Below are 11,949 nucleotides of genomic sequence, written 5' to 3' on the forward strand. Positions count from 1 at the left end.
CCGGCTCTTTTCCCGCGAATCGTCGCCCGCACGATATCCCGGTGGCGCGCCTCATGAGGCATCTATTTAGGTTGGCTGATGCCCGCTTGCCAATGCGGTTTGCCGAATTGGCGCAAAAACCCCGCGCAGAACGGGCTGGGATTCGCCTTTTCGGCAGCAAAAAGCAAGGCGCGCGACCCCCTTGCGCAAGCCGCCGCGCATTGCGACATTGCGTTGCGGGCAGGGGCGCTCCGGCGCCCCACGACGACAAGTCGGACTCCCGTGCGCCTGTTGTCCGGGGTTCCGGGAAATGTCTGATCTGGGGAACAAAAAGACTGACCTTCTGAGGGTCGAGGGCCTGCGCATCTCGATCGCCCTCCAGCGTTCGACTATCGAGGTCGTCAACGATGTGAGCTTCCGCATTCCCGCAGGGGGGACTGTCGCCGTGGTCGGCGAATCGGGGTCGGGCAAGTCGATAACCGCGCAGGCGATCCTGGGCATCCTGCCGCAGGTGGCGACGGTCACCGGCGGAAGCATCCTGTTCCGTGATCCCGAAAAGCCGGGGAGCTCGGTCGATATCGCTACGCTGGAGATGAACGACCGCGCCATGCAGGAACTGCGCGGCGCGCGGATCTCGATGATATTCCAGGAACCCATGACCTCGCTCTCGCCGCTCCACAAGATCGGCAACCAGGTCGAGGAAGCGTTGGTCCTGCACCGGCAGGTCGAACGCGGCCAGGCGCGGCCGATGACGGAAGAGATGCTGAAGAGGGTAGGCTTTCCCAATCCGTACCGCGCCTACGACATGTATCCGATGGAGCTTTCGGGCGGGTTGCGCCAGCGCGCCATGATCGCGATGGCGCTGATCTGCCGGCCGGCTTTGCTGATCGCCGACGAACCGACGACGGCCCTCGACGTCACCGTCCAGGCGCAGGTTTTGGGGCTGCTCAAGAGCCTGCAGCGGCAACTGGACATGTCGCTTCTGCTGATCACCCACGATCTCGGCGTGGTCGCCAACATGGCGGACGAGGTCGTCGTCATGCATCAGGGCCAAGTGGTCGAGGCCGGGACCGTGGACGACGTCTTTCGTCGCCCGGGACACCCCTATACCAAAGCCCTGATGCGTGCCGTTCCGACGCTCTCCATGGCGCCGGGTGAGAAGCTCGTCGCGCTGCGCGACCACACGCCGGTGATTCCCGCCACGATGCGCAGGAAACCCTCCGCTCCCGCTGACGGGTCGGCGCCGCTGCTTTCCGTGCGTCACCTGTCCAAAGGCTTCGTGATCCGCAAAGAAGGCTGGCTGTCCGGCCACCAGCGCAAGGTCATGGCAGTCGACGACGTGAGCTTCGACGTGCTGCGCGGCGAGTGTCTGGCCATCGTCGGCGAGAGCGGATCGGGCAAGACCACCGTCAGCAAGCTGATCATGCGCGCGCTGACCGCGGATGCAGGTCAGATCCGGTTCGACAATGGCGAAGTGAAATGCGACGTCGCTACGCTGGAGGGCAGCGCACTCAAGGAATTCCGCAAACGGATCCAGATCGTGTTCCAGGACCCGTTCGCCTCGCTCAGCCCGCGCTCGACAGTGCTCAACATACTCAGCGAGCCCCTCGAGATCCACCGCATCGGCTCGCCGACGGAGATCAAGCACAATGCCGCAGAATTGATGGGACTGGTTGGGCTGCAGCCCAGTTTTCTCAACCGCTATCCTCACAGCTTCTCGGGCGGCCAGCGCCAGCGGATCGGCATCGCCCGCGCGCTCGCTCTGTCGCCGGACTTGCTCATCTGCGACGAGCCGGTCTCGGCGCTCGACGTGTCGGTCCAGGCGCAGATCCTGAACCTCTTGAAGAAGCTGCAAGCCGAACTCGGCCTGACGCTGATCTTCATCTCGCACAATCTGGCCGTGGTGAAGTATCTGGCGAACCGAATCGCCGTGATGCGCAGGGGCAGGATCGTCGAGATCGCTCCGACGGAGGCCCTGTTTGGCAATCCGGTCCACCCCTATACCCAGGCGCTGCTGAACGCCGTCCCGCGCGCCGATCTCGACCACAAGCTCGATTTCGCGCATCAGACCGACGAGACCCGCGACGAGACCGAAGACTGGAATCCGGTCTTCAAGTCCGAGCACCCGGGAGACCTGTCCCTGCAACCCGTCGCCGAGGGGCACTTCGTGCTGTCCCGCACCCAATCAAAAGAGAGGCTTTCGGCATGACTTCCTGCTTCCCGCTCCGCCGCAGCATCGCCGCCGCGCTGGCGGTTCTCTGGTGCTTCGCCGTCCCCGCTTCCGCGGAGGAGCCGACCGACATAGCCGATGCCGTGAAGAGCGGCGCCCTGCCGCCGCTCGCCGAAAGGTTGCCGGAAAAGCCGCGGGTGGTCGACATGGCCGCGCTCGGCAAGACCGAAGGCCAATATGGCGGGACGATGCGGCTTATCATGGCCGATGCCAAGGACATCCGTATGATGACCATCTACGGTTATTCGCGCCTGGTCGTCTTCGACAAGGACCTGAATCTCGCACCCGACATCCTGGAATCCTTCGACGTGGAGGAGGGCCGGATCTTCACCCTCCACCTGCGGCGCGGACACAAATGGTCCGACGGCGCGCCCTTCACGGCGGAGGACTTCCGCTATTTCTGGGAGGATGTGGCGCTGAACGAGGAACTGTCGCGCGGCGGTCCGGACCAGCAGATGCTGGTCGACGGCAAGCCACCGGTCTTCGAGGTCATCGACGACCTGACCGTCCGCTACACGTGGGACAAGCCCAATCCATTATTCCTGCCCTCGCTTGCGGGCGCCAGCCCGAACTACATCCAGCTACCGGCGCACTACATGAAGCAGTTCCACAAGCGCTACGCCGATCCCGACAAGCTGGCTGCCGTGGTCGCCGAGCACAGATCGCGCGACTGGATCGCGCTCCATACGGTGAAGGCCCGGCAATATCGGCCGGAGAATCCTGATCTGCCGACGCTCGAGCCCTGGTGGAACACCACTGCTCCGCCCGCCGAGCGTTTCGTCTTCAAGCGCAATCCCTATTTCCATCGCGTCGACGCATCCGGCCGTCAGTTGCCCTATGTCGGCACGGTGGCGATGACGATGAGTTCCAACGATCTCATCGCCGCGAAGGCGGGCAGCGCCGAAAGCGACCTCCAGGCGCGCTATCTCCGTTTCGACAACTACACCTTCCTCAAGGAGGCGGAGAAGACCCGTCCAATCAGGGTGAAGCTGTGGAACGACGGTACCGGCTCGAAGGTCGCCTTCCTGCCCAATCTCAACACCAACGATCCCGTCTGGCGCGAGATCTTCCGCAAGGTCGAATTCCGGCGGGCTTTGTCGCTCGGCATCGACCGGGGCGAGATCAACCAGCAGTTCTTCTACGGGCTGGCGCATGAGGGCGCCAATTCGGTCCTGCAAAGCTCTCCGCTCTACAGCGAGAAGGCGGACCAGGCCTGGGCGACATTCGACCAGGACCAGGCCAACGCGCTGCTCGACGAGATCGGGCTGAAGCGGAACGACAAGGGCATACGCATGCTGCCCGACGGCCGGCCGGCCGAACTCATCATCGAGTTTGCGGGCGATACGCAGGAGACCGATATCGTTGAACTCGTCCGCGAGCATTGGGGCGCGCTCGGCCTCAAGGTCTACGCAAGGCCTTTCCAGCTCGACACGATGCGCCGCCGCTTCCTGGCCGGAGACACGCTGATTTCGGTATGGAACGGGCTGAGCGTCGGCGAGGCGACACCCGATCTGCCTCCGGAGGAGATGGCGCCCGTATCAGGCGTCCAGGGCAACTGGCCGAAATGGGGCGAACATACCGACAGCGGCGGCAAGGCGGGCGAGCCGGTCGACCTGCCTGCCGCCAAGGAGCTTCTCGATCTGTACAAGCAGTGGCGCGTCTCGGCCACAACGGAGCAGCGGCGGGAGATCTGGGAAAAGATGCTCGACATCTTCACGGACCAGGTTTTCACCATCGGCACCGTCAACGGCGTCAAGCAGCCTGTCGTCATCAACGACAAGCTGCAAAACGTGCCCGAGGAGGGTGTATATTCCTTTGCACCGACGGCCTATTTCGGTCTCTATATGCCGGACACGTTCTGGTACAAGGAATAGGCTGTCGTGCTCCGCTACATCGCATTCAGGTTGCTGGCGGCGATCCCTACCCTGTTCCTGATCAGCGCGTTGATCTTCCTGATCATCGAACTGCCGCCGGGAGACTACTTCGAAACCTACATAGCGGAGCTGCAGGCCCAGGGCGAAACCGTCGATCCCAAGAAGATCGAATATCTCAAGAAGGAATACGGCTTCGACCAGCCGATGATCGTGCGCTACGGCAGCTGGGTGTGGGGCATGCTGCAGGGCGACTTCGGCTATTCCTTCGAATATGAACTGCCTGTGACGGAGGTGATCGGAAACCGGCTCTGGCTGACCATCCTCGTCTCCACGGTGACCATCATCTTCACCTGGCTGATCGCCTTCCCGATCGGCATCTATTCGGCCACGCACCAGTATTCGTGGGGCGACTACGGACTTACGTTCCTCGGTCTGCTGGGGCTGGCGACGCCGAACTTCCTGCTGGCGCTGATCCTGTTGTATCTGGCCAATGTGTGGTTCGGCACGTCGATCGGCCACCTGATGGACGCCCAGTATCTCGACCAGCCGATGAGCTGGGACAAGTTCATGTCCATCGCCGGCCATATGGTCATCCCCGTCATCGTCATTGGAACGTCCGGCACCGCCGGCATGATCCGGCGCCTGCGCGCCAATCTGCTCGATGAACTGCACAAGCAATATGTGATCACCGCGCGCGCCAAGGGCGTGCCGCCGCTGAAAGCGCTCGTCAAATATCCGCTGCGCATGTCGCTCAACTTCTTCATTGCCGACATCGGCAGCATCCTGCCGGCAGTCATTTCGGGCGCCGAAGTGGTCGCCATAGTGCTGTCGCTGGAGACGACAGGTCCCCTTCTCATCCGCGCGCTGCAGAGCCAGGACATGTATCTGGCCGGCTCCTTCCTCATGCTGCTGGCGACGCTCACCGTGGTCGGCGTTCTCATCTCCGACATCGCGCTCGCCATCCTCGATCCGCGTATCCGGCTGGCTGGAGGCCGTCGCAAATGACCGCCGCATTGCCGCCGGACGGCGCCCCGCTCGACCATTTCGTTTCAGCGAGACCCTTCGACCCGAAGGCCGTGGAGAAACTCACGCCGGAGCAGCAGCGGATCTACCTGGCTCCGCAATGGAAGCTGATGTGGTGGAAGTTCCGCAAGCACAGGGCGGCCGTCGTGTCGGGCGTCTTCCTCGGCCTGCTCTATCTGTCGATCCTGTTCAGCGAGTTTCTGGCGCCCTACAGCCTCAATCAACGGAACGCCCAGAACATCTACATGCCGCCGCAGCGGGTGCATCTGTTCCACGAAGGGCGCTTCGTCGGGCCGTTCGTCTACGGCACGCAGTACAAGCTGAACATGGAGACGCTGAAGCGCGAATTCACGACGGACTATACCAAGGTCCAGCCGCTGCGCTTCTTCTGCAAGGGTGACGAATATACCTTCTGGGGGTTGTGGGAGGCGAATATGCGCCTGTTCTGCCCCGCCGAGAACGGAACCGCCTTCCTGCTCGGTACGGACCGGATGGGCCGGGACGTATTGTCCCGGATCATCTACGGCACGCGAATCTCGCTCACCATCGGCCTCATCGGCATCTCGATCAGCTTCCTGCTCGGCATCTCGATCGGCGGGGCGGCGGGCTACTATGGGGGGTGGGTCGACCATGTCGTGCAGCGGATCATCGAAGTGCTGCAGAGCCTGCCGAGCATCCCGCTCTGGCTGGCGCTCGCCGCGATCATGCCGGTGACCTGGAGCCCGATCATCGTCTACTTCGGCATAACGCTGATCCTTGCGCTGCTCGACTGGACCGGGCTGGCGCGCGCCGTCCGATCGAAGCTCCTTTCCCTGCGCGAGGAGGACTATGTGATGGCGGCCGAACTCATGGGTGCGAGCCCGCTGCGTATCATTTTCCTCCATCTCATCCCGGGCTTCATGAGCCATCTGATCGCATCGGCCACGATCACCATACCGAGCATGATCCTCGGCGAGACGGCGCTGAGCTTCCTGGGCCTCGGTCTGCGCCCGCCGGTGACGAGCTGGGGCGTTCTGCTGAACGAGGCCCAGAACATCAACGTCGTCGCACTCTATCCCTGGCTCATCCTTCCGGTCGTGCCCGTCATCCTGGTCATTCTCGCCTTCAACTTCCTGGGCGACGGCCTGCGCGACGCGGCCGATCCCTATCGCTGACATGGGCCCGGTACAAATCCTGAGGCACCGAGCCTGCGCCGTGACGGCTTGCAGCCGCAACAACGCCGGCCGTTCGGGCGACCCGCCCCTCTCGCGTGAGCAGGATCGGCCCGTGGCACATCAGGAGGTTTGGCGCGCTTCGACCCGGTCGGGGGCGCGGCCGATGGCGCTTTCCGGTACTTTCACCTCCGGCATCGCTCCGATCAGCATACGGGCATAGTCGCTTGCCGGAGCGTCGAAAATGTCGGAGCAATCGCCCTGTTCGACTATTTCACCGCGGTTGATCAGCGCAACGCGATCGCAAAGATAGCGCACCACGGCCAGATCGTGGCTGATGAAGAAATAGGTCAGCCCGAGACGATCCTGCAATTCGCACAGGAGGTTGAGAACCTGCGCCTGCACAGACACGTCAAGCGCCGAGGTCGGTTCGTCCAGCAGCAGCAATTCCGGTCCGGATGCGAGCGCACGCGCGATGCAGATTCGCTGCCGCTGTCCGCCGGAGAATTCGTGCGGATAACGATGCAGGTGCTGCGGGCCCATGCCGACGAGCGAAAGCAGCTCGGCGGCGCGGTCGGTACGCTGCTTGCGGGACAGGCCGAGGGTTTCGTGGTGGATCAGCAGAGGCTCGGTCACGATGTCGTGCACCGACATGCGCGGATTGAGCGACGCATAGGGATCCTGGAACACGATTTGCACCCGCGCGCGCAGCCGCCGCAATTCGGCGTCGGAAAGTTGCCCGAGATCCCGGCCCTGCACCCGGATGCTGCCCGAGGTCGGCGTTTCGAGATGCAGGATCGATCGCGTGAGCGTCGTCTTACCCGAACCACTTTCGCCGACGAGGCCGAAGCTCTCGCCCCTGCGCACGGCAAGCGAAACGTTCTTCAGCGCGTGGACTTCGGGCGATTTCCCGAAGATGCCTCGGCGTCCGGGATAGATCTTGGAGACGTTGTCGATTTCGAGCACGATCTCAGTCACGGACAAGGGCCTCCATCTCGGCCACGCGAATGCAGGCTGCCGCGTGGTTGTCGCCCACGGGCAGCGACGCCGGCATGGCCGCGGTGCAGGCGGGAAGGGCAAATTTGCAGCGTGGCGCAAAGCGGCAGCCCGGCGGCGGCGTGATGAGGTTCGGCACCGAACCAGCCAGCCCGCGAAGCGTGCCGCGCTTGGTTTCCCGGGTCGGGATCGCCGACATCAGAGCAATCGTATAGGGATGGACGGGATTGCCGATCACCGCCGCGACCGGACCGCTTTCGACGATGTTTCCCGCATACATCACAGCGACATGACTGCAGGTCTGGGCGACGACCCCAAGGTTGTGCGTGATCAGCACGACGCCCATGTCGAAGTCGTTGACGCTGTTCTTGATGAGCTCGAGGATCTGTGCCTGGACCGATACGTCGAGCGCTGTCGTCGGCTCGTCGGCAATGAGGAGATCCGGTCGGCCGATCAGCGCCATGGCGATCAGCACCCGCTGGCGCATTCCGCCGGAGAACTGATGCGGGTAATTGTCGAGCCTTGCCAGCGCATCGGGGATGCCGACCCGTGCCAGCATCTCGCCGGCCAGCCGGCGCGCGGCCCGGCGGCGGGCGCGCCTGCCGGAGCCGGGCGGGCAATCGATCACGCCGGGATCGTGCTCGGCCGCCGCCAAGGCCACATCCACGAGCTGTTCGCCTATGCGGAAAGCCGGATTGAGGTTAGTGGTAGGGTCCTGGAAGATCATGCCTATGCGCTTGCCGCGCAGGCGCTGCATCTGGGCGGGGCTGAGCTTGAGAAGGTCCTGTCCCTCGAGCAGGATTTCACCCGCGGTGTAGCGTGCCGGCGGCGCTGGCTGCAGGCGTGAGACCGACAGGCCGGTCAGCGATTTTCCGCAGCCGCTTTCCCCGACGAGACCCCAGATCTCGCCCCGGTTCACGGTCAGGTTGATTCCGTTCAGGACATGGGCGCGGCCGTCGAAGCTCGACATCTGAAGGTGTAGGTTGCGTATCGAAAGGAGCGGGGCCGTCATTTCAGTGCCTCGCTTTCGGATCGAGGACGTCGCGGAGGCCGTCTCCGAGCAGATTGAATCCGAAGACTGCCAGGAACATCGCCATGCCCGGAGCCATCGCCGTCCACCAGTAGTCGGGCATATAGGAGCGCGAAATCGAAAGCAGCGTGCCCCACTCCGGCGTGGGGGGGCGGACACCGATGCCGATGAAGCCAAGGCCGGCGACCGTCAGGATGGCGAAGCCCATGTCGAGCGACATCTTGACGATGATCGGCGAAACGACGTTGGGCAGGATGTGACGGAAGAGGATCCGTTTCGGCGTGGCGCCGAGCGCGCGGGCGGCGGTCACATAGACCTCCTCGCGGGCGGCGAGCACCTCGCCGCGCACCAGCCGCGCATAGCCGGGCCACCAGGACAAAGCAATCGCGATGACCATGTTGCCGAAGCCCGGCCCGAGGGCTGCGGCGATGGCCATGGCAAGGATCAGCCCGGGAATGGTGAGCGTAAGATCGGTCAGCCGCATCAGCACTTCGTCGACCCAGCCGCTGGCGAAGCCGGCGACAGCCCCGACAAGCGTGCCGATCGCCGTGCCGATCAGCACCACGCTGAAGCCGGCAAGCACGGAGACGGTGGTGCCGGCCATGACCAGCGAAAGCACGTCCTGGCCCAGTTCGTTGGTGCCGAAAGGATGGGCCGCGGACGGCGGCAGGAAACGCGACGCGGTCGCGACGCTGCCCGCGACGTGGTCGGGATAGGGGGCAAGCACGGTGCCGAATATGGTGAAGAAGATCACCGCGGCGACCATGCCGGCGCCGAGCATCGACAGCTTGCTCTGCGAGAAACGGAAGTAGGCGCGGCGCATCCTGTCGCGGCGCGGCGTGCCGGCATCGTCCGCGGCGTTCTGCTCGATCGTGCTCATGAGTAGCGGACCTTGGGGTTGATGACGCCGTAGAGTATGTCGGTGACGAGATTGGCGGCGACAAAGAGCAGGCCGATGACGAGCGCGACGCCGATCACGGGCATCATGTCCTGCGAAACGATGGCCTTGGTGGCGTAGAGGCCGAGGCCCGGCCAGTCGAACACGGTTTCCACCAGCACCGTGCCGCCGAGCAGCCAGCCGAAATAGAGGCCGATCACGGTGAGCGTCGCCGAGACAGCGTTGCGGGCGACGTATTTGGTGACGATCTTCGTCGACGAAAGGCCCAAAGCGCGGGCGGTCATCACATAGTCCTGCTGCATCACCTCGATCGTCGAGGAGCGCATCATCCGCATGATGGTGGCTAGAGGCGAGAGCGACATGGCGATGGCGGGAAGCGCGAGGTGGCGAAGCGACAGCGTGAAGGCGGTCCAGTTGCCAGCGATCAGTGAATCTATCGTCAGGAATCCGGTGACGGTGGGCGGGGGTATGACCACGATCGGCAGGCGGCCTCCGAGCGGCAGCCACATGAGCCACATGGCAAAGCAGAGCTGGAGCAGCAGCCCAAGGAAGAAGCGCGGCATGGAGATCGCGCCGATGGCGCCCACCTGGGCAAGATAGTCAGGCCAGCGGTTGCGCCATACGGCGGTGACCAGTCCGAGCGGGATGCCGACCGCCACGGCGATGAACATCGCCGCAAACACGAGTTCGAGGGTGGCGGGAAGGTAGGCGGCGATATCGGCGGCGACGGGGCGACGCGTGAGGAGCGACGTCCCGAGATCCCCATGAACGAGACCGGAGACATAGTTCGCATACTGCACCCAGACAGGCTTATCCAGGCCGTATTCCACGGCCAGGGCCTCGATCTCGGCCTTGGTGGCGTTTGGACCCGCGGCGAGCGCAACCGGATCGCCCGGCAAAAGGCGGGCAATGGCGAACATGATGACCGTCAGCCCGACGATGACCGGAATGAGCAGCAGGAGCCGCCGCAGGATGAAACGCAGCATTTCCGATGTCCTCTTTTTTGGGCCTTGGCGGGCCCGGAAGCCCGCCAAATGTTCGAAATACGCAGTTTTCCGTGGCTTTGCCTACGTTTCCCTGCCGGCCGCTTCCTTCTCGCAGGTTCTCTCAGAAAACCGCGGCGCGGCTTTAAGCTTGCTTAGCCGAGCGACAGGCCCCAGGCCTCGATGGCGTTGGAGGCGACCGGCGTGAAGTGGTAGTCCTTCACATTGTCGCGCATCGCGAGCTTGCGCCGCTCCAGCACGCCGAAGATATCGGGCGCATCCTCGACGACCTTCTTCTGAAAGTCGCCATAGATCGCCACGCGCTTGGCCTGGTCGACCTCCTTGCGCGCAGCCTCGATCAGGGCATCGACTTCCGGATTCTTGTAGACGGCGTTCTGCCAGCCCCCGTTGCGCGACGAATGATAGGCCGCGTAGGCGATGTTGTCCGGGTCGCCGTAATTCGCCGTCTGATAGACGGGAAACAAGTCCGGGAAGGTTTCAGGCGACTTGCAGGCGGTCACCATGTCGGGCCAGTTCATGGGCATGATCTCGAGGCCGATGTTGAGCTGCTTGAGGCTGTCGAGCATGATGAGGGCCCAGCGGCGCTGCTGTTCGAGACCCGTGACGTGGAACATCCTGAGCGCGAACCCGCCCTCCGGCTTCGCGGATTTCGCCATATACTCCTTCGCCTTGGCGAGATCGGTGCGGTAGGCGACGAGATCGGGGTCGAAGCCGAGAATGCCGTTCGGCAGCGGCCCGGTCATCAGGTCGGCATAGCCCGCGGCGTCCAGGATCGCCTGGTAGTTCGTGGCATATGAAATCGCCTTGCGCAGATTGATGTCGGCGCAGGGGCCGTGCTCCGTGTTCATCTTGATCGAGAAGGTTCGGTATTCCGGCTCGATGATGCTGACAACGCCGGGCGCATCCTTCAGGGAGTCCATGTCCTCGCTGGTGAGATCCGTGGCGATATGCGCTTCGCCCCGCTGGATCATCAGCCGTTGCGTGGCGGTTTCACGCGCGATCTGCCAGATCACGCCTTCGAGATTGCCGCCGCCGGCCTGCCACGCTTCGGGCGCGCGGGCCAGGTGATAGAGCGTGCCGACTTCGGCCCGGGCCACGGTGAAGGGGCCTGAACCGGCGGTGCTGGTCATGAGATAGGTCTCGCCGGAATCGCTTCCGAGGTTGGCCTCGACCACGGCCTTCTCGACGATGAAGATCCATGGCAGGACCTGCAGGAACGGCGCGAACGGCGCGGTGAGCTTGAACTTCACCGTGCCGGCGTCGACCGCCGACACTCCCTCGGCGGTGACGATATCGCGGATCATCCACGAATTGCCCTTGGCGAGCTTCAGTGCGCGGCCGAAGGAATAGACCACGTCGTCGGCGGTGACGGCATTGCCGGAATGGAACTTCGCAGCCTTGTTCAGGACGAATGTATACTCCGTTCCGTCGGGGCTGACGGTCCAGCTCTCGGCGATTCCCGGAGCGGGTACCGGCGGATTGCCCGAAATACGCACGAGCGGGTCGTAGACGTTGCGCATGAAGAAGGACGCGGAATAGCCCGTCGCCGTGTGCGGATCGAAATTGGGAATGTCCTGACCGGCGGCGATGATGAGGACATTGCCTGACTGCGCAAAGAGCCGGCGCGGAAAGACGGTGGTGGCAAGCCCTACGCCGGCCAAGGCCAGCAGGCCGCGCCGCGAGATGTTGAGATGGTCAGAGGCTGTCATTGCTTTGCTCCATATCGGGTGTCTGGTCGTCGTTGCGAATGGGCGGCGCCTGGTC

General features: G+C 63.7%; 9 protein-coding genes. 4 read left to right on the forward strand and 5 right to left on the reverse strand.

Annotated features, from left to right (window positions below; translation table 11 throughout):
- The first annotated feature begins 289 nt into the window (after positions 1-289).
- Genes JN302_RS05935 through JN302_RS05950 form a run of 4 tightly spaced genes read left to right on the forward strand, consistent with a single transcriptional unit; the run spans position 290 to position 6,260 of the window.
- The gene (locus JN302_RS05935; RefSeq protein ID WP_202332286.1) at positions 290-2,188 is read left to right on the forward strand and encodes an ABC transporter ATP-binding protein; all 1,899 of its coding nucleotides are present in this window, start codon (positions 290-292) and stop codon (positions 2,186-2,188) included.
- Positions 2,185-4,083 (forward strand): ABC transporter substrate-binding protein, encoded by a 1,899-nt coding sequence (locus JN302_RS05940; RefSeq protein WP_202332287.1) that lies wholly within the window; start codon positions 2,185-2,187, stop codon positions 4,081-4,083. The genes JN302_RS05935 and JN302_RS05940 overlap by 4 nt, the downstream gene beginning before the upstream one ends.
- Positions 4,084-4,089: 6 nt before the next feature.
- Positions 4,090-5,088, forward strand: coding sequence for an ABC transporter permease (locus tag JN302_RS05945; protein WP_202310687.1), 999 nt, complete (start codon positions 4,090-4,092; stop codon positions 5,086-5,088).
- Positions 5,085-6,260 (forward strand): ABC transporter permease, encoded by a 1,176-nt coding sequence (locus JN302_RS05950; protein ID WP_202310689.1) that lies wholly within the window; start codon positions 5,085-5,087, stop codon positions 6,258-6,260. Before JN302_RS05945 ends, JN302_RS05950 begins: the two co-directional genes overlap by 4 nt.
- 120 nt (positions 6,261-6,380) lie before the next feature.
- Here JN302_RS05950 and JN302_RS05955 read toward each other — a convergent pair whose 3' ends face one another.
- From JN302_RS05955 to JN302_RS05975, 5 genes are all read right to left on the reverse strand, one after another.
- The gene (locus JN302_RS05955; protein ID WP_202310691.1) at positions 6,381-7,235 is read right to left on the reverse strand and encodes an ATP-binding cassette domain-containing protein; all 855 of its coding nucleotides are present in this window, start codon (positions 7,233-7,235) and stop codon (positions 6,381-6,383) included.
- Positions 7,228-8,265, reverse strand: a complete 1,038-nt coding sequence (locus tag JN302_RS05960) for an ABC transporter ATP-binding protein (protein ID WP_202332288.1) — start codon at positions 8,263-8,265, stop codon at positions 7,228-7,230. The genes JN302_RS05955 and JN302_RS05960 overlap by 8 nt, the downstream gene beginning before the upstream one ends.
- A gap of 1 nt (position 8,266) precedes the next feature.
- Positions 8,267-9,163 carry an ABC transporter permease gene (locus tag JN302_RS05965; protein ID WP_202332289.1) on the reverse strand — a complete coding sequence of 299 codons (897 nt, stop codon included), beginning with the start codon at positions 9,161-9,163 and terminating at the stop codon, positions 8,267-8,269.
- A complete protein-coding gene (locus JN302_RS05970) occupies positions 9,160-10,167 on the reverse strand; it encodes an ABC transporter permease (protein ID WP_202332290.1) in 1,008 nt (335 codons plus the stop codon). Before JN302_RS05970 ends, JN302_RS05965 begins: the two co-directional genes overlap by 4 nt.
- Before the next feature lie 152 nt (positions 10,168-10,319).
- Entirely contained in the window at positions 10,320-11,894 is a 1,575-nt protein-coding gene (locus JN302_RS05975) for an ABC transporter substrate-binding protein (RefSeq protein ID WP_202332291.1), read from the reverse strand.
- Positions 11,895-11,949 lie beyond the last annotated feature (55 nt).

The organism is Mesorhizobium sp. L-8-3, from assembly GCF_016756615.1.
In the GTDB taxonomy this organism is placed as follows: domain Bacteria; phylum Pseudomonadota; class Alphaproteobacteria; order Rhizobiales; family Rhizobiaceae.